We start from the raw sequence: 24,175 nt of genomic DNA on the forward strand, positions 1-24,175 counted from the left end.
GTATTAAGGTTGATATAACAAAACATAGTCACCAGGTCCTGTTAGGGCAACACCGATTGCCACTGCAATCAAAACAAAATTGTATTCGAATCCACCCTCAGTCATCCAGTACCCATTTTTCCCATGGACAGCGAAAATAGCATCAATCATGACAATAACGATCATCGCTGCACCTAGCCATGTAAGTACACCGGAAGCAAAAAGCAAACCACCTATAAATTCGAATAATCCTGCTAAGATCGCCCAAACCTTCGCTCCCTTTGCAAGACCGATTGTTTTCAGCCAATTGCCTGTTCCTTCAATTCCAGTCCCGCCAAACCAGCCGAAAAGCTTTTGGGCACCATGGCCAACAAAGGTCAATCCCACTACAAGTCGAATAATCAAAAGCCCGCTATTTATCATTACGATATTATGAGCCATGCTAAAACCTTCTTCCACTATTTGTTTTGAGTAAAAACTTTTATTGCCTATTATATGGACAAAAAGTTCAACTTATACAAGCAATTTCCTGCGAAATCATTATTCTTCCTATGATTTCAGTAAGTACATTTAAGAGCAGTCCATTCGCACCTTTACCCTGTACAGAAATTATATAACTAGTACTTTCCACTATTTAAGCTATGTACAATAATCAGTTGTTATTATACGCCTGTCTTTTTTTGAAAGTAAATAAGAATAGTCGGAAATAGATATATTTTACTAATATATTGTTATGGAAGACTGTGTTCTAGTGCGTCCCTTTTAAAAAAACAGGCATACTTCGTGTTTTACGGGGTAAAGAGACAAAATAGTAATTTTGTTAGAATGGAGGCACTAATAATGAATGCAGAAATATTAGCAGGAAAACTAGTAAAAGGCATAGCACCTAACATTGATGCTAAAGACTTGTTAAATGATAAAAGAAAGGTATTCCTTTTCGGCTCACCAAGCTACACAAATATCGGTGACCAGGCAATAGCATATGCAGAGGAAAAATTTATAAAAAATCATTTTCCATATTATGAATATGTAGAAATTATGGATTACGCGACAGAGGAAGGAATAAAGCTAGTAAAAGAGATAATTAAAGAAGATGATATTGTCTGCTTTACAGGAGGCGGAAATCTCGGCAGCCTGTATTTGGAGATTGAAGAAGACAGACGAAAGGTATTTGAGGTTTTCAAGGATTATAAAACGATTTCTCTTCCTCAGTCTGTTTACTTTGAAGATACGGAAGAAGGTAACCTGGAAAAACAGAAGTCACAGGACGCTTATCATAAAAACCGCCATTTAACAATTGCGGCAAGAGAATCGCAAACTCTCGAGGTTGTGAAGAATACCTTTAATTCTAATGTTATTTATACTCCAGATATGGTTCTTTCCCTTGATATTGTTCCTAAAGAGCTGAAAAGGGACGGGGTGTTGTTTATATTGAGGGCGGACAAAGAAAAAGTGACAGATGAAGATTTTATTACGGATCTAATGAAATGGTCTGAAAAGATCGGGCCTGTTGACCGAACAGATACAGTGCTTTCAGAAGTAGATACTATTGATTATGATGAACGAGAAAAATACTTTTTAGAAATGCTCGAAAAAATTGGTTCAAGCAAAATTGTTATAACAGACCGTTTGCATGCAATGGTTTTTTCCATTATCACAAATACCCCTTGCCTTGTGTTTGGTAATAGTTACGGGAAAGCAAAACACTCCTATACGGATTGGCTGGATGAGCTTAACTTCATTGAATATACAGATACACAGGATATCGGCGAGTTAGAAAGATTAGTGGAAAAGCTAATGAAGGCAGAGCCGAACCGTGTCCATTTAGCAGAGGATTTTCAGCCATTAAAGGACTTCTTCAAGAATTAAATCAGGTGGAAAGGGACTGTCAGAGGACAGTCTTTTTTCAATTTAAAAGCTTGAAGTAATGAAAAGCAGTAAACTTAGTTCATGAAGAAAGCCATCTGATTGAAATAAAAGTATAATAAGGGTACAGACGCAAACATTATTAAGGACTAATCACATGTTAGGAAAGGGGATACTATGACAAAAAGCAATGAAGCTGGATGGAATTTAGATAATAGCTATGCTCAGCTCCCAGAAAAGTTATTTACTAGAACAATGCCGACACCGGCAGCTGCACCAAAGGTAGTATTGTTCAATCAAGAGCTTGCCGAAGACTTAGGTTTGAATGCTGAGCTTCTTCAAGGGGAAGCGAGTGCAGGAGTATTTGTAGGAAATGATTGTCCTGAGGGTGCGGACCCACTTGCCCAGGCATATGCTGGCCATCAGTTTGGTTACTTCAACAGACTCGGTGATGGACGTGCAATTTTGTTGGGAGAGCAGATTACCCCAGATGGAGAGCGCGTGGACGTTCAGCTGAAGGGTGCAGGACGGACACCATATTCCCGCGGTGGAGATGGTCGCGCAGCACTTGGACCGATGCTGCGAGAGTATATTATCAGTGAAGCAATGCATGCACTGCAGATTCCCACTACAAGAAGCTTGGCCATTACTTTGACAGGTGAGGATATCCTCCGAGAAACAAGGCTTCCAGGTGCTGTCTTGACAAGAACAGCTGCGAGTCACCTTCGTGTTGGAACTTTCCAGTTTGCTGCACAATGGGGAAGCAATGAGGAGCTTAAAGCTCTTGCGGACTATGCGATAAAGCGTCATTATCCACAATTGGAAAATGAAGAGAACCGCTATCTTTCCCTGCTTGAGGAAGTGATAAAAACACAGGCTGAGCTTATCTCCAAATGGCAGCTTGTCGGCTTTATCCATGGTGTCATGAATACAGATAACATGACGATCAGCGGGGAAACAATTGACTATGGTCCTTGTGCTTTTATGGATGTGTATAGTCCTAACACAGTATTTAGCTCAATCGATTCAGAAGGGCGTTATGCGTACGGCAATCAGCCTGTAATTGGTGGATGGAACTTAGCTCGCCTCGCAGAGAGTCTGCTGCTGTTAATTCATGATGAGGATGAAACAGCACTGGAATTAGCCCAAGAGAAAATATCAGGATATATGGATTTATATAAAAAAAATTGGCTTAATGGTATGCGAATGAAGCTAGGACTCTTTCATGCAGAGCAAGAGGACGAGGAGCTAATCAATAGACTGCTTCTGTTGATGGAGAAGTATCAAGCAGATTATACGAATACTTTCCTAGCCCTTACCTTCACGAAAACTGATAATACTGCGTTGTTTACTAGCAAAGAGTTTGAAGAGTGGCACAAGCTTTGGCAGGATAGGCTTGGCAGGCAAACGGAAACAAAAGCTCAAGCAGAAGAGCAGATGCGTAAAGCAAATCCTGCTGTTATTCCAAGAAATCATCGAGTTGAGGAAGCCTTAGAGGCTGCGGTCGAGCATGGTGATTACACGGTAATGGAGAAGCTGCTCGAAGTCTTATCTCAACCATATGCTCATACAGCAGAGCAGGTAGAATATGCGAAGCTTCCTGTTTCAAGAGGACCATACCAAACATTCTGCGGCACTTAAACATTTTAATGCCCTTGCATAAACTTCAGGATGCTGCCTATAATGATGGCAGCATTACTTATTTAAGTGAAAACTGGTTTTTCCCATACATAAGGAGAGTAGTTAAAACTGTGGCTAAAACAATTACGGAGAAATTAAGCTTGCATAAATATGAACATAAAGCAGTACTTTATATGCCGGAAAACAGTCCATATGAGGAAGAGTTTAAGAGCTTTGGAGCAAAGCTCGTTTCTGGAGAAAGTTATGATTTGATTTTTGCATTTGTCCTCGACATGGATTCAATGAGGCGTCTCGTGAACAAAGTAATAGAGGGTGGCTACATAAATAAAGGGGGGTACCTTTATCTCGCATATCCCAAAAAAGGGAATAAAGTTTATTCCACCTTCATTCACCGTGATGAGCTTATGGACGGCCTTGAGGCAAACAAAAACGGCTTTATCGGTAGCAGCAATATTAAATTTAGCCGAATGGTTGGCATGGATGAAATATTTACTATTGTTGGACTTAAGGAAGACTCCAAGGGAAAAGCTAAGCCAGTCAACAAGGCGAGTCAGTCTGTCGGTGACTATATTGAACATATTCAGCAAATAGAAAAAGACTTGGCGGAACATGTAGACCTTCTTTCTTTTTATCAGTCATTAACGCCGGGATATAAAAGGGATTGGGCCCGTTATGTATATAGTGCTAAGCAAGAGGCCACAAAGGAAAAAAGGCGACAAGAAATGAAAGTGATTCTTGGAGCAGGGTTTAAAAGCCGTGACCTGTATCGCCGGGAGCATAACTGATAAAGTAACACTGCCAAGCTTAGGATTAAGGAGTGGTGGTAACGAATGCCACCAGCCTTTATCTGTAGAAGAAAACAACCAAATTATCTTGGTGATCTAATGTAGCAAGCAGAATGTCTGTAACTTCTGCTTGGTATTGAGCTTTCAATTCTGATTTCACCCATTCCTCCTGCTTATGGAGACGCTCCAGTTCTTTTATATCAATCCTTCCATCCCTTATTATTGTAATTGGCAATTCAAAAGGAGCAGTTTCGAGTTGGAGTGAAGATGGGGTGACAGGAGCAAATTTTGTTTCAAGGAAAACAGAAATACTTCCGTCTGGCTCCCATGTGGCTAATGCCACCTTTTTAATACTATCCACTTGCTTACCCCGCAGCTCTCCTAGAAGGATATCAATAGAGATTCTGGCTCTTTTTAGACCATCATAGAGTATCTTACCGTTTTGAATGACGGTTATTGGGTCCTCGTTAATGGCTTTTTGGAGCCAACGCCATTTTAACATCAGTTTTATTCCTGCAATATAGAGGACAACAAGAACGGAGGTTGTCAGCATCGAGCCCTTTAGGCCAAGCCTTTCCTCTGAAAGGGGATGAGCAATAACGTTCCCAATTACTAACGCTATTACAAAATCCAACATCCGTAATTGTGAAATGGAACGATGACCTAATAGCTTTCCGACTATAACTAAGAAAAAAAAGGCAATAAATGCTCGAAGTATCCATTCAATTGCAGTTAGTGATTCTTGACCTTGATGAAAATCCATGGAATTACGCCTCCTCTGTGTCATCGGCTTAGTTTATCACCGAAGCAATGTTCATAATCATGAATATTAAAAATATGCTGCTGTAATACACGGCAGGAGAATTAGGTGAATGCTATAATAAAGGGCAATCTATACATTGTAAGAAAAAATGATACTAATAGGAGAAAGAAATGTTTATTGGTAATGAAATTTTCAGTAAATTCCCTTCTAACCGAGTTGTAATAACGTTAATTGCAATACTTACCACGATTGCAAGTGAAATAAAGGTTGTCCCATTTGATGGAGAAGCATTTCGTTTTGGGCTTGGCGGCATTACATTTTTTATGCTGATATTGATATGGCCGCCTAAATCGATATGGAAAGCAGGAGTCATTACTGCCAGTACAATTGTTATCATTAGGACATTAGAGGATATGATTTTGCGGAATGGCGAATTTTTTCCAAGCTTTATCAGCCATTTTCCTGCTTTTCTGTTTTATTTTATCTATGCACTTGGTTTTCATATCATCAAAGTGGAAAGATATAAATCATCGCCATTTCATTTAGGAGCATGGGCATTCCTTTTTGAATTTTTAGGAAATGCGGCAGAGCAGCTGCTGCGTTTTGAAATGGAGGAAAATATAAATATTGATTTTTGGAGCTGGGCCCTTATGAGTGCAGTAGCTTTATTCCGCAGCTTCTTTGTTGCTGGTCTTTATGCATCCATTACTGTATCGGAACAGAGAAAACGAGTGGAGGAAATGCTTGGAGTGGGCTCAGAATTATACGCAGAAGCACTCTATTTGCAGAAATCAATGAATCATATCGAAAAAATAACAGCCTCAAGCTATGATTTATATCAAAAATTGAAGAAAAAAGAAGAGCTATCATTAAGCATGCAAGCACTTAAAATTGCCCAGGAAATTCATGAAGTCAAAAAAGACTCTCAGCGGGTCTTAGCGGGGATTTCCAAAATCACGTCTCAAAAGAAGGAAAACAGTTTAACACTTTCTGAGTTATTGAGGCTGGTTATAGTGGCAAATGAAAAGTATGGGGAATATTTAAAGAAAACAATTTCCTTTCAATTGAAGCTAACGTCAGATTACGAAACGGAAAAGCATATCCCTATGCTGGCCCTTTTAAATAATTTAACTGCAAATGCTGTAGAATCTATTGAAGGAAAAGGAAGCATAAAAATAAGTTTATTTGAAACAAGCGGAAATACCTGCTTTGTTGTGGAGGATACTGGCTCAGGCATAAAAGAAGAGGACGTGCCGATTCTGTTTGAACCAGGGTATACGACGAAGTTTAATGATAAAGGTGTTGCCGCAACTGGTATTGGTTTATCTCATGTCAAAGAAATTGTTCAGCAACTGGATGGAAGCATAGAAGTAGAAACACCAAAAGCAGGAGCAATTTTCCGTATAACTATACCAACGGAACATTTAAGAAAGTGAGTTGATAATTCTGCGTTATTATATTGTAGATGATGACAAGGCGAGCAGAACAATGTTAAAGAATATTATAGAAGAAGAGGACCTTGGCATTGCAATTGGAGAGGCTGACAATGGGAAGGAATGCTTATCAGCTATCATGACAATGCACCCTGATGTTGTTTTAATTGACTTGCTCATGCCAGAAATGGATGGAATAGAAACGATAGATTTGCTAAAACGGGAAGGCTATGAAGGGCAATTTGTCATGATATCGCAAATTGTGAACAAGGAGATGGTTGGCGAGGCATATAAAAAGGGAGTAGAGTTTTTTATTCATAAGCCAATCAATCGGATTGAAGTCCAAAGTATTTTAAAAAAAATAGTTGAACAGTGCAGACTTAAGGAATCGCTGCTGACAATTCAGGAGTCTCTTGCAAACATTGGACTTGCAAACAATACATTGCAAAAGCCGCAAAGTGTTAAACAAATTGTTTTATCAACCCTTAACTATATGGGAATTATCGGTGAAGCAGGCAGTGATGATATTATTTCCATCATTGAATATTTAGTAAATGAACGAGGTCATTCACCGCAGCTGCCACCTTTAAAGGAATTATATGAAAAGCTTGCTGGACGAAGTGGAGCGTCTTTAACGGAAGTCAAAAAAGAAACTAAGGCAATTGAGCAGCGCATTCGCAGGACAATTCTGACTGCTATTAATAACCTCGCATCATTAGGTGCTATTGACTATACTAATCCAGAGTTTGAATATTATGCTCCTCGCTACTTTGATTTTCAGGAAATAAGAACTCATATGATTCATATCCAAGAGGGCAGAGGGGACACGGCAAAGGTGAAGGTTAATATCAAAAAATTCCTCCAAGTACTCTATCTAGAAACTTTAGAAAAATATAATAAAACACACTAGAATATTTTATAATTTTAAAAATTTAGACATATTAAAAAACAATTAAATTTAGGATTTTGTCGGATTTTATAAGTAGCCTGTAAACTGTGTTATATCCTGACTGATGACGTTAAGGTTTAACACAAAAGAGGTGAAAATAATGAAGAAAAAGTTTAAGTTTACTTTAGCCTACCAGATTCTTGTTGGTCTGGTGCTGGGGATCATTGTTGGAGCAGTATTTTACGGGAATCCTGGTGTAGAGAAATACCTACAGCCAATCGGAACTGTCTTTCTTAACATGATTAAAATGATTGTTGTACCGATCATTATCTCTACATTAGTGATAGGGGTTGCCGGCACTGGTGACCTGAAGAAGCTAGGAAAGCTTGGCGGAAAATCCTTATTGTACTTTGAGATTGTTACGACAATTGCCATTATCGTAGGTTTGCTTGCGGCGAATATCTTCCAACCAGGTAATGGTGTTGATATGTCTTCACTAGCAAAAGGTAATATTGACCAGTATGTGGAGACAACGAAGGAAGTTGAAAGCCATGGAATGTTGGATATTCTTGTTAGCATCGTTCCAAGCAATATATTCCAAGCGATGGCAAATGCTGATATGCTTGCGGTTATCTTCTTTTCCGTCATTTTTGGCTTAGGTGTTGCTGCAATCGGTGATAAAGGAAAACCTGTGCTTGCCTTCTTTGAAGGTGTTGCGGACGCAATGTTCTGGGTAACAAATCTTATCATGAGATTTGCTCCATTTGGAGTATTTGCCCTTATTGGTGTCACTGTATCCAAGTTTGGTATCCAGTCATTACTGCCACTCGGAAAACTAATGATTCTTGTTTATGCGACAATGATCTTCTTTATTCTAGTGGTACTTGGCGGTATTGCAAAACTAGTCGGTATTAATATTTTCCACCTTATGAAAGTATTAAAGGATGAAATGCTTCTGGCTTATACTACATCAAGCTCAGAAAGTGTTTTGCCAAAAGTAATTGAAAAGATGGAAAAGTTTGGGTGTCCAAAAGATATTGTATCATTTGTAGTTCCAACAGGCTATTCCTTTAATCTGGATGGGTCTACCTTGTATCAAGCGCTGGCCGCTTTGTTTATTGCCCAAATGTACGGCATTGAGCTAAGTATTACAACACAGATAACGTTAGTGCTTGTGTTGATGGTTACTTCAAAAGGTATTGCAGGTGTTCCAGGGGTTTCCTTTGTTGTTCTGCTTGCGACTTTAGGTACTGTCGGCATTCCTCTAGAAGGATTGGCATTTATCGCTGGAATTGACAGGCTGCTTGATATGGCTCGTACTGTGGTTAACGTTGTAGGTAACTCCTTGGCAGCAGTTGTTATGTCCAAGTGGGAAGGACGTTTTGATACAGCTAAAAAAGACAAGTATTATGCTACTTTTAAAAAGACTGCATAAGTATAATTTAGAAAAACTGGTCCCCTTTATAAAAGGAGGCCAGTTTTTTATACATTATGCTTTTTCTGCATTACCTGCAGCAGTTAAACTTTTTTCTTCTTCTTCCCAAACCTCTTTGGCGATATCCGCAATAAATTTAAGTTTTTCCCATTGTTGCTCTTCTGTCAGTTCATTTCCATGATGGGTTGAAGCGAAGCCGCATTGAGGGCTTAGGCAAAGCTGATCATGGGAAATATATTGGGAGGCTTCCTTAATGCGTGCTTTAATAGCCTCTTTGTCTTCTAATTCTCCTGTTTTAGATGTGACAAGACCAAGAACGACCTTTGCTCCATCGCTTGGAATGTGGCTTAAAGGCTGGAATGTACCTGAGCGCTCGTCATCATATTCTAGGAAGAAGCCATCAACCTTCTCCTTTGCAAGTAATGTTGGTGCAATAATGTCATAGCTGCCAGAGAAAGCATGGTCTGAGCGGTAGTTTCCACGGCATAAATGAGTTGTTACAGATAAATCCTCTGGTTTGTCTTCTAGTATCTCATTGATGACACGAAGGGCAAGCTCAATCAGCACTTCCCTTGAGTATTCACCGTCATTGAATGGAATATCTGGTGAGGACAGACCAGCAATATAGACGTCATCGAGCTGAAGATAGCGCACACCAGCATTATAGAAGGCTTGGATGGCATCACGATATGTTTGGATGATATCCTTCGTAAATTCCTCAAGGTCTGGATATGTTTCTTTGTCGCGAATACCAATATTAAATAACTGATTCGGGCTAGGGATTGTTTGCTTCGCCACAGCACGGCCATCAACTAGTTTATTGAAAAGCACGAAATCTTTAATTTGCGGATGGTCAGGGTTGAAGGATATTTTCCCTTTGTTACGGACTGTGTAACGCTCTGTTTCCCCTTTGCTGAAAGGATAGCCTTTATCTGGTACGAAGCCCTCTATCCCATTAAGCTGCTCTAGGAAATCAGTATGCCAAAATCTGCGGCGGAATTCTCCATCTGTTACTACATCTAAACCTGCCTCAATCTGCTTATCAATAATTCGTTCAATCTCTTTTGTTTCAATTTCGTACAATTCATCAGCAGTGATTTTTCCAGCTTGAAAATCTGCTCTAGCTTGAAGTAGTGCTTGCGGACGTAGTAAGCTCCCAACGTGATCTGCGCGGAATGGAATTTTATTTGACATATGAAAAACCCTCTCTCTTTTTATGATTAGTATTTTTAGTTAAATAAACATTAATTTCGGTCTTCCAAAGAACGATATTTATACTATGTATCAGTAAAAAACCCCCTTCTTAATCATAAGAAGAGGGTTTAATGAACGAATTCGGGTCTCTTCTTATCTTCAAGCATTGCTTTCTGGAATTAGCACAGTGTTAAAGTAACCTGTTGCTGAGGCTTCGAAGGGCCAGTCCCTCCACCTCTCTAGATAAGATAATTTTGCTATTCACTTTAAGTAGATTAACCAATTGCTAATCTTGTATATTAATTTAAACGCTAAGGGCTTATTTGTCAACTGAATTTTCAGAATTAATTCAAAATAATTGGCAAGGAAAAAAAGGATGGGGAATTACTTCCTATTAATCAGTAATTGTAAAGAGCAAATGAGGGCAAATATTCCACAGTTTTATTACTGGATAAAAAAGGTTTATAAATCTCTCAAATTTATCTTGTGTAAATTAATAGTCCTATTATACTATGAGTGATGAGGAGGTAGAAAAGACCTGGTTGATGATTAAAATAAACGAAGAACAAAAAAAGTGAAAGTGAAAAGGGCAAATCATAGGAAACTATGAGACGCAAAGCTATGGGCCTAAAATATACTGCTTTTAGAGCAGATGTTATGGCAGCCGGTTACCACAAGAAGTCATAGTTTTAACTCTATGGACCTTCTGCGGGGTCTTTTTTATTTGCCTTTTTTTACACGAAAGGTAGGACTATTGAATGAGGGGAAAATCTGTATTTATAAAGTCTTTTTTACTATTAACGCTACTTGTATACCAGCTGGCTTTACCTATTGGAATGACAAAGGCTGCAGAGATTGGAAGCGCCTTGCCGCCAAGCAACTTGGCGTATCAATCGGTTAGTCCAGATGATGGAAAGCTGACTTGGAGTACGGTTTATGGAGCAACATCATATAAAGTTTATCAAATAAAGGATGGCCAGCTTACACTGGTTGGCAGTACTTCAGCATTAAGCTACAGCTTAAATGATCTTTCAGAAGGCTCATACAGGTATGTCGTCGCGACAGTGACGGATGATGGGGAATCAGGACCTTCTGCACCTGTGAGTGCTGAGATAGCATATCCTGCTATGGAACCACCGGCGGAATTTGTTTCGACGGTTAAAAATGGGAATGATATCGTTCTTTCATGGAAGGCAGCGACTTATGCCGAAAAGTATAATATTTATATAACAAAATCCGGTGAGAAATCGTTGCTGACATCAACGACAGCAAAAACCTTTACGATCGAAAAGGCAGAGGAAGGAGCATATTCTTATTCTGTAACGGCTTATAATAAGCTTTATGGTGAATCTGCTGAAACGAATCCTGTTAACGTTGATTTAGTTCACCCAATATTGAAGAATCCGCAAAATCTAACGTTTATGATAAAAAATGGCACGGATGTCACGATGAATTGGCAGGCATCAGAATATGCTACTAGTTATAAAATCTTTGAAGTTATCGACGGAGAGTTGCAGCTGAAAAAGACGGTAACAAACACTAGCGTAGCCTTCACAAATTGGCCTGCAGGTAAATATAATTATAAGGTTTACGCATCAAGTGACCGCTTTGGAGATTCGCTTGAGGGCAGTGAGGCTGATATAGAGGTTGGATCTATTATTATGACAGCACCTGAAAATGCGGCATATAAAATTCAAAACACGAATGACGCTATATTAAGCTGGAATGCTGTTCCATATGCAACGAGCTATAAAATCTATGAAATTATAGATGGAGAAAAAATATTAAAGGAAACAGTGAAAGGCACGACAGCGACTTTAACGAAGCTTGCTGGGGGCAATCATGATTATGAAGTAAATTCTTTCAGCGACAGATTTGGAGAATCTGATACGGGTGCTAAGCTGTCAGTGAACATTGAAACAGTTTCGGTAAATCCTCCCGATGGTTTTACGTATAAAGTCCAAAGTGGCAATGATATTATTTTAAATTGGTCTGCTGCAGAGAATGCAACAAATTATAAAGTATATCAAATCGTAGATGGAGAGAAAACATTAAAGAGTACTGTGACAGGAACAACTGTGACATATACAAATATGATAGCAGGAAGCTATCAATTTGAAGTCCACACAAACAGTACAAGGTTTGGTGAATCAGAAAAAGGAACACCGCTATCCTTCCAGCTTGAACAAATAAAATTGGCAGCACCTGAAGAGGTTACCTACGAATTAAAAAATGGGAATGATGCCGTGTTAACTTGGAAACAGGCAGATAATGCTGCAAGCTATAAAGTTTACCAAGTTATCGATGGAAAGAAGACATTAAAGACAACCGTTTCCAGTACAACAGCAACCATAACAAACTTGGTTGAGGGGAACAGTAAATTTGAAGTCTATGCATATAACAGCCGGTTTGGTGAGTCTGAGAAGGGATCTTCCGTTAGTGTTCCTGTTGTCTATCCAAAGCTTGCTTCACCTGTAGAATTAGTATCGACAACACTGAATCCATCGGCCTTCACACTTAGCTGGAACCAAGCAGATTATGCATCCAGCTATCGAGTTTATCAGCTAATAAACGGGGAGAAAGTATTAAAGAGTAATGTAAATGGTACGAGTATCACTTATTCCAACATTCAACCAGGCACATATAAGTATGAGGTATATTCCTATTCTACTCGTTTCGGAGAGTCAGAGGAAGGAACTCCCCTTGAGGTGACTCTAAGCGGTCAAGTATTAGCAGCACCTGAAGGTATCACATATACAATTACTAATGGAAATGACCTGACATTAAAATGGAAATCTGTTCAATATGCAAATAGCTATAAGATTTATAAAGTAATAGATGGAGAAGAGACGCTTGAACGCACAGTGACAGGAACAAGTTTAACACTAACTAATTTGTCAGAAGGCGGTATTAATTATGTGATAAAGGCATATTCCAATTTATTCGGAGAATCACCTGTTGGCGGGGAAGTGAAGGATAAGCTAGTATATCCGCAGATGGAACAGCCGCAAAACGTAACGAAAACAGTTACAAGCGGCAATGATATTACATTGAAATGGAACGCTGTCACTTATGCAAAAGGCTATCATATTTATCAATACAAAGATGGGGAAAAACAGCTTGTCCGCACAGTGACAGGAACAAGTACAGCTTTAACTAATATACCAGAAGGCGATTATGTATATGTTGTCCATTCCTTCAGTGACCGTTTCGGTGAGTCTGCAGATGGAAGTAGGCTGGAGTTTAACTTAACATGGCCAATTATGCAGGCACCGGAGAGCTTAACAAAAACAATTTCGAATGGCAATGATATTACATTAAAATGGAATGCTGTTACTTATGCAAAAGAATACAGAATTTATCAACTATCAGGGGAAGAAAAAAACCTAGTTAAAACGGCAACAGGGACATCTGCATCCTTCACAAATATGCCAGAAGGCGATTATACGTATGTTGTGTATTCCTACAGTGATCGGTTCGGCGAATCCGGGGATGGTAGTAAGTTGGAGTTTAACTTAACATGGCCAATTATGCAGGCACCTGAAAATTTGACGAAGTCTATTGCTAATGGCAATGATATTGTTCTGAAATGGAATGCATCTGCATATGCAAAAGGCTATAAGGTATACCAAATAATCGATGGTGAAAAAGTATTACAAAGCACAGTGACAGGCACGTCTGTAACATATAAAAATATGGCGGAAGGTGATTACACTTATGTTGTGCAATCGTACAGCGATCGTTTTGGTGAGTCACCAAGGGAAGAAAGAATTACATTCAACTTAACATGGCCAATTGTCCAAGTACCAGTGGTCAGCGGCAGTGTTTTCAATGCTAATAATATTACACTGTCTTGGAAAGCAACGGAATGGGCAAATGGTTACAGAGTCTATGAAGTGAAGGATGGAAAAAGAGAGCTATTATACAGCGGGACAGCGCTGAGCTATAAAGTGTATAATCTGTCAGAAGAAACGCATACATTTGAAGTTACAGCATACAGCAACCGTTTCGTTGAGTCCTTGCCTTCTGAATCGTTTGTTCAGAAGATTGTATATCCCGAAATGGAAGCGCCAAAGCTTTCTGTAATATTGCTCAGTGATACAAGTGCAAGAATTTCATGGGATTTTGTCACATACGCAAATGGCTATAATGTATATGAAATCATTGATGGTAAGCCAGTATTGCTTGTTGAAAACTTAAATAATCTTTCTTATGAGCTAAAAGATTTAACATATCGAAATCACCAATACTATGTGACTTCATACAGCAATTCCTTTGGGGAGTCCAAACCATCAGAGACAGCGGAAGCGAAGTTAATCATTGATACTCAGGCACCTATCACAACAAGCGATGCACCGTCCAAGTGGGTGAATGTAAACCAAACAGTACAGCTTGAAGCTACGGATGATATAACTGGTATAGCAAATTCTTATTATTCTTTAAATGATGGACCAATTCAAGAAGGAAACTCCATATTTATTGATCAAGAAGGAGTTAATAAGATTGTTTTTAATTCTGTTGATAAGGCAGGAAATATGGAAGAAGTGAAAACTACCTATGTCAAATTGGATAAAACAGCACCTGAGACTGTAATGAGTGAAGTACCAGTATATGCAAAAACGGTTGATATCCAACTCGAAGGCTCCGACTTATGGAGTGGGGTAGATAAAACCTATTACTCTATTAATGGCTCAGACTTCAAAGAAGGAACATCCTTCACGGTAGATGAAGAAGGAACAAATGAAATCACTTATTACTCTGTGGATGTAGCTGGTAACAAAGAAGAAGTGAAGAAAGCAGAAGTGAGTATTGATAAAACAGCACCAACAACAATAGCAGATGCTAACGAGAATTGGGCAAATAATGTTGTTACTGTTAAGCTTTCTGCCGCAGATAAGTTGAGCGGGGTAGATAAAACCTATTACTCTATCAATGGCTCAGAGTATAGTGAAGGAACATCCTTTACATTAGATGAAGAAGGAACAAATGAGATCACTTATTACTCTGTAGACGCAGTTGGCAACAAAGAGGAAGTGAAAACAGCAAAGGTAAGTATAGATAAAACAGCGCCAATAACAACTTCAGATACTAAAGAGGATTGGGCGAATAAGGACGTAACAATCACATTGTCTGCCGTAGATGAGTTGAGCGGAGCAGTAAAAACCTACTACTCTATTAACGGTTCAGACTATTCAGAGGGAAGATCCTTTACAGTAGAACAAGAGGGAACGAACGAAATCACTTATTACTCTGTGGATGCAGCTGGTAATAAAGAAGATATGAAAACAGCAGAAGTGAAAATAGATAAAACAGCACCAACAACAGCTTCGGATAGGAAAGAGGGCTGGTCAACTAAAGAGGTTTCTGTTACATTAACTGCTGCTGACAATTTGAGTGGAACGGTAAAAACCTACTACTCTATTAACGGAGCAGAATATGTGGAGGGAACATCCTTTACGGTAGAAAAAGAAGGAATAAATGAAATCACGTATTATTCCGTAGACAAAGCGGGCAACAAAGAAGCAGTCAAAACAGCAGAAGTGAAAATAGACAAAACGGCTCCAGTCATTTCCTTTAATAATGAGTCTCTTTATGAACTAGGCACAAAGCTTATATTGAATTTTCATTCTGCAGATGATGAATCAAGTATTGGCTCAGAAGTAGCTACTATTAATGGTAAAACATACAAAAATGGTGAAGCCGTACAGCTTAATGAGCCTGGTGAATACAAGATAAGCATTAAAGCGACAAACGGTGCCGGCGTGACTACAGTTAAAGAAGAAACAATCAATGCTTATATACCTGTAACACTTGAAGTGTTACCAAAGGTCATTAAAGGTAATAAAGGTACCTTTACTGTTAAAGCAACATTGCCTAAGAAATATCAATCTTTAAAGTTTAACGTTTCCTCTGTCAGACTGAATGGAGTTGCGCCTTCAACAGATAGCTTTGGCAAGTTGTTGCAAGCAGAAAAAGGGCAGTTCAAATTCGATAGAGAAGATTTTGATTGGAATTCAGGGGATGTTGATTTAGTACTTACAGGTTCTTTGAATAACAAGTACTATGTAGTTGGTAAGACAACTGCTGAAGCAAAGGATTGTAGCTATAAAGGCAATTGTTTATTCGGCTCTCTATTTAATTTACTTTGGTGCTTAAGATAGTATCAATCTTTGCGTCTTTGGTTAATAGAAAATGTTAAAAATGCACATTTAAAGCGCACTCTGTCACATAATTTCCAATATATTCACAGGAAATCGAGGTTGACAGATTAGGCTCCTTCCTGTAGCCTAAAAGGTATAAACTTAATATATTAGACCTCACTTTAGTCAGTGAGGTAGAGGCGCGATATTTAACAGTCTTTAAGCAGAGCTTGAGAAGGCAATGATGCTAAAGAGAAGGAAATATCGCCGAAGTGAGCAATTTATCTCAAAATTGCTTGCTGGGTCTGCAGTCAATAGCTGCAGGACTGTCTCAATAAACTCCCAGTTTATTGAGTTGTGCTATCTCAGGAAAAAAGAGAGGACTTTAGGGCAACTATATATTGCGACCTGAGTGTATCTCAGGTCGCTTTTTGTTTAGAGGCCCAACATATCATGTGGAGGGAAAACAAATGAAGAAAAAAGCATCACTACTATTTTTATTGTTGCTTTCAGCTATTATTCTCTTGGCTGGGTGCGGGACAAGCAATGGCTCCGGATCCGGGGATGATCAAGATACATTTAAAGTAGGACTTGAAGCGGGTTATGCTCCATTTAACTGGACGCAAAATGATGATTCTAACGGAGCAGTTAAAATCGATGGCACTTCTGAATATGCAGGTGGCTACGATGTAGAAGTTGCTAAAAAAATCGCTGATGGCTTAGGGAAAAAGCTAGTCATTGTTAAAACAGAATGGGATGGACTTGTTCCAGCATTGACTTCAGGCAAAATTGACGCAATTATTGCAGGTATGTCTCCGACTGAAGAGCGTAAACAAACAATTGACTTTACAGATAACTACTACAAGTCCAACTTGGTAATGGTTGTTAAAAAAGGCGGTAAATATGAAGGGGCAACATCTATTCAAGACTTTAAAGGAGCAAAAATCACAGCACAGCTAAATACATTCCATTACTCTGTTATTGACCAAATCAAAGGAGTTTCTAAACAGACAGCAATGGATAACTTCCCGGCAATGCGTGTTGCTCTTGAATCAGGTGTAATTGATGGCTATGTTACAGAACGTCCAGAAGCAGTTAGTGCTTCAAATGCAAATGAAAACTTTGCAATGGTTGAGTTCAAGGATGGCTTTGAAACATCTGAGGATGATACAGCAATCGCTGTAGGATTGAAAAAAGACAGTGATCTTAAAGATAAAATAAATGAAATACTAAAAGGTATCTCAGAAGAAGACCGTACGAAAATCATGGATGATGCAATTGTAAACCAACCTGCAGCAAAATAATGATGACATAAGACCGGCTGTCTTTTTATGCAGTCGGTTTTATGATGAGTAAAGGAGGAGAACGATGAGTTTTGATTGGATCGTAAAAATTATTACCGAAAACTGGCCGATGTTCCTGCGCGGTGCGGGTATGACGCTCACTATTGCATTGATCGGTACAATAATCGGAGCAGCAATCGGCTTGATCGCCGGAATTATCCGCACAATACCTGCGCCAGAGCGTGGCTTTAAAAAAATTATTCTAAAAGTGATTAATATTATACTTTCAATATATATTGAGTTTTTCCGAGGAACACCAATGATTGTACAGGCAATGGTCATTTATTATGGCTCAGCAATGGCATTTAATATAGATATGAACGTAATGCTTGCGGCAGTGATTGTTGTGTCAATCAACACTGGGGCATACATGGCGGAAATTGTTCGCGGTGGAATTGTATCAGTAGAAAAAGGGCAATTTGAGGCTGCACAGGCAATTGGTATGAATCACTTCCAAACAATGATGAATGTTGTTTTACCTCAAGTTATCCGCAATATTATGCCGGCTACAGGCAACCAGTTTGTTATTAATATTAAAGATACCTCTGTATTAAACGTTATTTCTGTTTCTGAGCTTTATTTCATGACGAAATCAGTAGCAGGCAATAACTTCAGATATTTTGAGTCGTTCTTTGTAGCATGTGTCATCTATTTTGTTATGACATTTATCGTCACAAGAATTCTGCTGTACATTGAAAGAAAGTTAGAAGGACCAGATAATTACAAAATGCTTGGTGAAGAACTTGATGCACAGCCAGGGATGAAGCAATAAAAGAAGGAGGAGAGACTATGGAAAAAGTCATTGAGATTCAGCATTTAAGCAAAGCCTTTGGTAGCCATGAAGTGCTTAAAGATATTGACTTCTCAGTTAAAAAAGGAGAAGTTGTCAGCATTATCGGCTCTTCAGGTTCCGGAAAATCGACCCTTCTTCGTTGTGTCAATCTTTTGGAAAAGCCAAGTGGTGGTCAAATAATCTACAAGGGGGAAAACATTCTTGATGATAAGCATGATATTTCCGCTTATCGCAGAAGATTAGGAATGGTGTTCCAGCAATTCAATCTCTTTAATAATCATAATGTTTTAAGCAACTGCGTAGTAGGGCAAGTTAAGGTATTGAAGCGTTCAAAAGCGGAAGCAGAAAAAATAGCGCTAAAATTCTTAAAAGTAGTAGGGATGGATCGTTACGTAAATGCCAAGCCAAAACAGCTGTCAGGCGGTCAAAAGCAGCGTGTTGCTATCGCAAGAGCGCTGTCAATGGAGCCAGATGTACTGCTGTTTGATGAGCCGACTTCAGCACTTGATCCAGAAATGGTTGGCGAGGTATTGAAAGTAATGAAGGAGCTTGCTGAGTCAGGCCTTACAATGCTGATTGTTACCCATGAGATGGAATTTGCTAGAGAGGTTTCAGACCGAATCGTGTTTATGGACAAAGGTGTCATTGCAGAGGAAGGGACTCCTGAGCAAATCTTCCTGAATCCAACACAAGAGCGTACAAAGGAATTCTTGAAACGCACATTAAAATAGACAGTATACTATTAAAACACCTCCAAATGTTAGCATTTGGAGGTGTTTGTTTAATCCTCTAATGTAGATAAATCGCCAGTAGGCAGTCCAAGCTCCCATGCCTTTAAGACACGGCGCATAATTTTTCCGCTTCTTGTTTTAGGTATTTTCTCACAGAATTCAATTTCTCTTGGAGCAGAATGTGCGGCTAAGCCTGTTTTGACAAAATGCCGAATTTCTTCCTTAAGCTGATCAGATTCTGTATAACCATCATTAAGAGCTACAAAAGCCTTGATAATTTCTCCTCTAATATGGTCTGGTTTGCCGATAACACCTGCTTCTGCAACAGCCGGATGTTCGATCAGCTTACTTTCGACTTCAAAAGGTCCGACTCTTTCTCCAGCGGTCATGATAACATCGTCAACACGGCCTTGAAACCAGAAATACCCTTCTTCATCCATATAAGCACTGTCACCCGAAACATACCAATCCGAGAAAGGAAAATAGCTGTCATACTTTTCTTGGTTATTCCAGATTGTATGCATTAGGGATGGCCAGCCTTTTTTTATAGCCAAGTTGCCCATCTGATTAGGTGGAAGGATATTTCCCTCATCATCAAGAATGGCCGCCTCAACACCCGGAAGTGGTTTGCCCATTGATCCAAGCCTTAACTCCATGCATGGATAATTGCAGATAAGCTGTGCGCCAGTCTCTGTCATCCACCATGTATCATGGATTCTTTTCTTGAAGGATTCCTGCCCCCAGCGGATAACCTCTGGATTCAACGGTTCGCCTACACTTAATACATGTCGTAAAGAGGTGAGATTATGGCTTTTTAAGGCAGGTTCCCCTGCAGCCATCAGCATTCTGAAGGAGGTAGGAGCACTGTACCATACAGTAACGCCGAAAGACTCAATCGTCTTGTACCAGCCTTCAGGACTAAACCTGCCTCCAGCTACAATATTTGTTGTACCAGTCAGCCAAGGTCCGAAGATGCCATATGAAGTGCCTGTTACCCAGCCTGGGTCAGCTGTACACCAGTAAATATCGTCTTCCTGCAAATCTAGGACCCATTTCGCTGACTGATAATGCTGAACCATGGCATTATGAACATGCAGTACCCCTTTAGGCTTTCCTGTTGAACCAGAAGTGTAATGAAGAATCAAACCATCTGTTCTTTCCACCCATTCAATATCAAGCTGAGCAGAGGCTTCCTGAAAATGCTTTTGATAGTCAACATACTGGTCTTTTTCCTCAATATTCTCCCCAATGAGGAAGATTGTCTCAAGAGCAGGAAGGTCCTGAACAGGCACTCTTTCCAATAATTCTGGTGTTGTAATAAGAACTTTAGCAGAGCTGTCATAGAGGCGGTCTCTGACCGCATCCTCCATAAATGCTTCGAATAAAGGACCGACAATGGCTCCGATTTTAATTACACCTAATAAAGCAAAATAAAGCTCAGGTGAGCGGGGCATAAAAATGAATACTCGGTCTCCTTTTTTAACACCGGCCTTCGTTCTTAATACATTGCCGGCCTTATTTGTCATTTGTTTTAAATCGTTAAATGTATAGGTTTCATTTCTTGTGCTGCTGAGATAACACAGGGCTGCTTTATCCTTCTTTGAACCTTCTGCGTGTCGGTCGACCGCTTCATAAGCCAAGTTGACTTTTCCTGTTGTATGCCATGAAAATTGCTCTTCTGCTTGGTCCCATTGAAACTTTTCATACATCTCTTCATAGTTTTGGAGGTTATAATTGCCTTCAACAGGTGGAAACGCTTCCATTTTCATCGGATAAATCATCCTTCCTCACATAGTTTGGCTTTTGGCTGAATCTCTAACTGTCAAAAAAACCATATACACAATTCTAATGATGAAAACGCTTTATTATGACTATTTTACATAAAATAAAGAAAAGGAAACAAAAGTCAAATTAACTAATTTGTGAATTTTTTTAGCATAAAAGTAAACAATGATAGTAACCACAATAAAACAGTTAGGATAACACTAGAAACTTAAAAATGGAGGTATATATTTGAAAACTACTCCGGCAATTACGTCTTCTGAAATAGGCATTCTATGGATGAGTTATCAACAAAAAACTATGATAATGAGGTTTTTAGAATACTTCATTGAACAAGCAGATGATCCAAAAGCAAAAGATATAATGACTGATTTACTTAAGGAAATAACGCCCTATGTTGAAAAAATACAAAAGATTTACCAAAAAGAGAATGTGCCAGTTCCAGTTGGGTTTACAAGTAAAGATGTGAATTTGAAAGCACCAAGGCTGTTTGATAATGGGTTTGACATAATGTTTATCAGGCTTATTAAAGAGATTAGCATGGGTATGCATACACTTAACTTAACAATGGCATATCGAAGTGACATCATGGAGTTGTTTCGAGAACTGACAAACATAACACAAAAGTACTATGAACGTTGTAACACATATCTGCTTGAAAAAGGATTGCTTCCACGCGCACCATATGTTGCTGTTGAAGAGGGAGTAGAATTCGTAGAGAAGAAAGGTTATTTGAGCGGAAATGAATTTTTCAGTGAAAGAAGGTCATTAAATACAGTAGAAATCGCTCATTTATTTCATGCGGTTGAAACGAATTTAATTGGATTACAAGTTATAAATGGCTTTTCACAATGCGCAGAAGAAAAAGATGTAAGTAATTATTTTGCTAAGGGAGGGGAGCTGGCGAAGGAGATTGCAACAAACTTAGGAGACATTATTTTAAAGAATGATACTCAGCTTCCTGGCATTTCAGGAGGAAATTTGACAACATCAACAGTTCCGCCTTTTTCTGATAAGATTATGATGTATTGTATCAGTTTATTTTGCAGCTTTTCCTTGGGAGGAAATTCGCTCGGAACAGCCTTTAGCTTAAGAAATGATTTACCAGCAAAGTTCTCGATTATCATGAAGGATGTCTTTGAGTATGCACATGAAGGTGCAAAGCTGATGATTAAGCATGGATGGATGGAAGAGCCACCGCAGACTATTAAATTGAAAGTGAAATAATTATAATGACGAAGGCGGGCAGCTAGGTATTCCCTAGTTGCCCTGTTTGTTAGTTATTGAAGTTCAAATGACCTATTTGTTGCCGTCAAAGTTAATACTTTAATTTTATTAAAAGAAAGGGCTGTATGTCGAAAAGGACAGAAGATTGTTTCACATGAAACAATAAAAAGAGCAAGCGTCAAAGGACAGCTTGCTCTAGCATTATTAATATACTTTATCACCATTGAAAATGGAGTTTTTCACAATTACATAATCAACATTACGAATGGCATCAAGCTTTGTACCGCCAGCATATGAAATGGAAGATTGTAAGTCCTGCTCCATTTCAATTAATGTATCTTGTAGGGATCCCTTATGCTCTACAAACATTTTTTTGCCTTCTACGTTTTTTCTTTCTCCCTTTTGGAATTCAGACGCAGAACCAAAATATTCTTTAAATAGTTTTCCGTCTTTTTCGAATGTTTCTCCAGGAGATTCCTCATGTCCAGCGAATAGGGAACCAACCATTACCATTGAAGCACCGAAGCGAACGGATTTAGCGATATCTCCATGTGTGCGAATACCACCATCTGCAATAATAGGCTTGCTTGCAGCCTTAGCACACCAACGAAGTGCAGCAAGCTGCCAACCGCCTGTTCCAAAGCCAGTTTTAATTTTTGTGATACACACTTTACCTGGTCCAATACCGACCTTAGTTGCATCTGCCCCGGCATTCTCAAGCTCTCTGACAGCTTCAGGTGTACCTACATTACCAGCAATAACAAAGCTTGCAGGCAAATGTTGTTTAATATGCTTGATCATTCTGATTACGGCGTTAGAGTGGCCGTGTGCAATATCAATTGTAATGAATTCTGGAATCAGGTTCAATGAAGCAAGCTCCTCAACAAAACCATATTCCTCTTCTTTAACACCTACACTAATAGAGGCAATAAACCCTTTACCTTGCATCTCTTGAATAAAAGCTTTTCTTGTTTCTGGTTGGAAGCGATGCATAATATAGAAATATCCATTTTCTGCTAGGTATAAAGCAACCTTCTCATCTATAATTGTCTGCATATTTGCAGGCACAACTGGCAATCTAAAAGTATGTCCGCCCAATGTTACAGTTGTATCACATTCTGAACGGCTTTCTACAATACATTTTGCGGGAATTAGCTGTATATCTTCGTAATCAAATACGTTATCCATGTTTTACACTCCTAAATACGAATATTTTATAATGTTTATTTAAAATTGTTCGTCCATAAGGTACTTTAACTCATTTTTATCAGTATGTCAAAGTTTTTTGATAATTATGTAGACATATATTTTGTTCTAGCTTGTATCCTAATGAATACAATATATTGGAGAATGTCTATAAGAGGGGAGTCGTCTTTGTCATAAATTGACGAAACTGGGGTATTTCCCGGGAAAATCATATACAATTTTGTAATAAATTGTTACAATTTATCTTTTAAGGGGGAGTTAACTAAATGAAAATATTGAGCTTAAAAAGAGAAGCGTTAAATGCGTTAAGAGGCAATTGGGGAGCTTCTGTACTGCTTACTTTAATTGTGTTTGCTATAAGTGGTTTAGTTCCACTTTTTTTTGAAGTTCCGCTAAGCGGAGGATATGAGGCATGGCTTTTACAGGATACAGCCCCTATAGGAGCTACTTTAGTAAGCACACTTATTTCGCTGCTGCTTATTCCACTTTCTATTGCATCGATTTGGTTTTTTATAGATTTACTGCGTGGAAATGGACCAAAGATCTCGGATGTTTTTAATCCTTATAGGGATTTAGGGCTTGGCTTAAAGATTATTGGAATATCCATTATGCAAAGCATTTTCTTGTTTTTATGGTTTTTGCTATTATTTGTCCCTGGTGTTATTAAATCAATTGCATACTCACAAACTTTTTATTTACTGAAGGATCATCCTGAATACTCAACATTTGAAGCTATAACAGAAAGTCGTAAACGCATGGTTGGCCTTAAATGGAAGTATTTCCTGCTTTGTCTTAGCTTCATTGGCTGGGGCTTGCTGTCCATAATTACTTTCGGAATCGGACTTCTTTGGCTAATGCCGTATATGAGCACAACTTTTAGTGCTTTTTATGATAATCATATTGCTGATAAGAAAAATGAATTAGAATAAGAAGCAAAAAAGGAAAAGGCAGAACGCCTTTTCCTTTTT

At 38.8% G+C, this 24,175-nt stretch carries 17 protein-coding genes and 3 riboswitches; of the genes, 12 read left to right on the top strand and 5 right to left on the bottom strand.

The window, feature by feature from the left end:
• Positions 1-3: 3 nt before the first annotated feature.
• Complete coding sequence (locus EM808_RS14145; protein ID WP_127739121.1) at positions 4-402, bottom strand: DoxX family protein; 399 nt, start codon at positions 400-402, stop codon at positions 4-6.
• A gap of 417 nt (positions 403-819) precedes the next feature.
• On the opposite strand from EM808_RS14145, the gene EM808_RS14150 reads away from it, so the two are divergent.
• The 3 genes from EM808_RS14150 (at position 820) to EM808_RS14160 (ending at position 4,271) form a co-directional block, all read left to right on the top strand.
• Positions 820-1,848 carry a polysaccharide pyruvyl transferase family protein gene (locus EM808_RS14150; protein WP_127738854.1) on the top strand — a complete coding sequence of 343 codons (1,029 nt, stop codon included), beginning with the start codon at positions 820-822 and terminating at the stop codon, positions 1,846-1,848.
• Between the two features lie 174 nt (positions 1,849-2,022).
• Complete coding sequence (locus tag EM808_RS14155) at positions 2,023-3,486, top strand: protein adenylyltransferase SelO (protein WP_127738855.1); 1,464 nt, start codon at positions 2,023-2,025, stop codon at positions 3,484-3,486.
• Positions 3,487-3,596: 110 nt separating this feature from the next.
• Positions 3,597-4,271 (top strand): YdeI/OmpD-associated family protein, encoded by a 675-nt coding sequence (locus tag EM808_RS14160; RefSeq protein ID WP_205685855.1) that lies wholly within the window; start codon positions 3,597-3,599, stop codon positions 4,269-4,271.
• Positions 4,272-4,329: 58 nt separating this feature from the next.
• Here the strand turns inward: EM808_RS14160 and EM808_RS14165 are convergent, their stop codons facing one another.
• Positions 4,330-5,034 (bottom strand): DUF421 domain-containing protein, encoded by a 705-nt coding sequence (locus EM808_RS14165; protein ID WP_127738857.1) that lies wholly within the window; start codon positions 5,032-5,034, stop codon positions 4,330-4,332.
• Between the two features lie 170 nt (positions 5,035-5,204).
• On the opposite strand from EM808_RS14165, the gene EM808_RS14170 reads away from it, so the two are divergent.
• The 3 genes from EM808_RS14170 (at position 5,205) to EM808_RS14180 (ending at position 8,791) form a co-directional block, all read left to right on the top strand.
• Positions 5,205-6,470, top strand: a complete 1,266-nt coding sequence (locus EM808_RS14170; RefSeq protein ID WP_127738858.1) for an ATP-binding protein — start codon at positions 5,205-5,207, stop codon at positions 6,468-6,470.
• A gap of 10 nt (positions 6,471-6,480) precedes the next feature.
• A complete protein-coding gene (locus EM808_RS14175; RefSeq protein ID WP_127739122.1) occupies positions 6,481-7,377 on the top strand; it encodes a response regulator in 897 nt (298 codons plus the stop codon).
• Positions 7,378-7,516: 139 nt separating this feature from the next.
• Positions 7,517-8,791: a cation:dicarboxylate symporter family transporter gene (locus tag EM808_RS14180; protein ID WP_127738859.1), complete on the top strand. Its 1,275-nt coding sequence runs from the start codon at positions 7,517-7,519 to the stop codon at positions 8,789-8,791.
• A 54-nt stretch (positions 8,792-8,845) separates the two neighbouring features.
• On the opposite strand, the gene EM808_RS14185 is transcribed toward EM808_RS14180, so the two are convergent.
• Positions 8,846-9,985: a 5-methyltetrahydropteroyltriglutamate--homocysteine S-methyltransferase gene (locus EM808_RS14185; protein WP_127738860.1), complete on the bottom strand. Its 1,140-nt coding sequence runs from the start codon at positions 9,983-9,985 to the stop codon at positions 8,846-8,848.
• Positions 9,986-10,135: 150 nt separating this feature from the next.
• A riboswitch (SAM riboswitch) is annotated at positions 10,136-10,235 on the bottom strand.
• A 328-nt stretch (positions 10,236-10,563) separates the two neighbouring features.
• Positions 10,564-10,661: riboswitch (cyclic di-GMP riboswitch) on the top strand.
• Positions 10,662-10,743: 82 nt separating this feature from the next.
• Between EM808_RS14185 and EM808_RS14190 the strand changes: the two genes are divergently transcribed.
• The 4 genes from EM808_RS14190 to EM808_RS14205 all read left to right on the top strand — a co-directional run bounded on the left by EM808_RS14190 (position 10,744) and on the right by EM808_RS14205 (position 18,992).
• Complete coding sequence (locus tag EM808_RS14190; RefSeq protein WP_205685856.1) at positions 10,744-16,146, top strand: OmpL47-type beta-barrel domain-containing protein; 5,403 nt, start codon at positions 10,744-10,746, stop codon at positions 16,144-16,146.
• A 166-nt stretch (positions 16,147-16,312) separates the two neighbouring features.
• A riboswitch (Lysine riboswitch) is annotated at positions 16,313-16,496 on the top strand.
• Between the two features lie 99 nt (positions 16,497-16,595).
• Complete coding sequence (locus EM808_RS14195; protein WP_127738861.1) at positions 16,596-17,429, top strand: transporter substrate-binding domain-containing protein; 834 nt, start codon at positions 16,596-16,598, stop codon at positions 17,427-17,429.
• 64 nt (positions 17,430-17,493) lie between these two features.
• Entirely contained in the window at positions 17,494-18,240 is a 747-nt protein-coding gene (locus EM808_RS14200; protein WP_127738862.1) for an amino acid ABC transporter permease, read from the top strand.
• A 17-nt stretch (positions 18,241-18,257) separates the two neighbouring features.
• A complete protein-coding gene (locus EM808_RS14205) occupies positions 18,258-18,992 on the top strand; it encodes an amino acid ABC transporter ATP-binding protein (RefSeq protein WP_127738863.1) in 735 nt (244 codons plus the stop codon).
• Between the two features lie 50 nt (positions 18,993-19,042).
• Here the strand turns inward: EM808_RS14205 and acsA are convergent, their stop codons facing one another.
• Positions 19,043-20,761 carry an acetate--CoA ligase gene (acsA, locus tag EM808_RS14210; protein WP_127738864.1) on the bottom strand — a complete coding sequence of 573 codons (1,719 nt, stop codon included), beginning with the start codon at positions 20,759-20,761 and terminating at the stop codon, positions 19,043-19,045.
• A 244-nt stretch (positions 20,762-21,005) separates the two neighbouring features.
• Between acsA and EM808_RS14215 the strand changes: the two genes are divergently transcribed.
• Entirely contained in the window at positions 21,006-22,001 is a 996-nt protein-coding gene (locus tag EM808_RS14215; protein ID WP_127738865.1) for a DUF3231 family protein, read from the top strand.
• A gap of 204 nt (positions 22,002-22,205) precedes the next feature.
• Here the strand turns inward: EM808_RS14215 and guaC are convergent, their stop codons facing one another.
• On the bottom strand, positions 22,206-23,189 hold the full coding sequence (guaC, locus tag EM808_RS14220; protein WP_127738866.1) for a GMP reductase: 984 nt from the start codon (positions 23,187-23,189) through the stop codon (positions 22,206-22,208).
• Positions 23,190-23,473: 284 nt separating this feature from the next.
• On the opposite strand from guaC, the gene EM808_RS14225 reads away from it, so the two are divergent.
• Positions 23,474-24,136 carry a DUF975 family protein gene (locus EM808_RS14225; RefSeq protein WP_127738867.1) on the top strand — a complete coding sequence of 221 codons (663 nt, stop codon included), beginning with the start codon at positions 23,474-23,476 and terminating at the stop codon, positions 24,134-24,136.
• The last annotated feature ends 39 nt before the right edge of the window (positions 24,137-24,175 follow it).

The organism is Niallia taxi (genome assembly GCF_004005475.1).
Taxonomy (GTDB): domain Bacteria; phylum Bacillota; class Bacilli; order Bacillales; family Cytobacillaceae; genus Niallia; species Niallia taxi.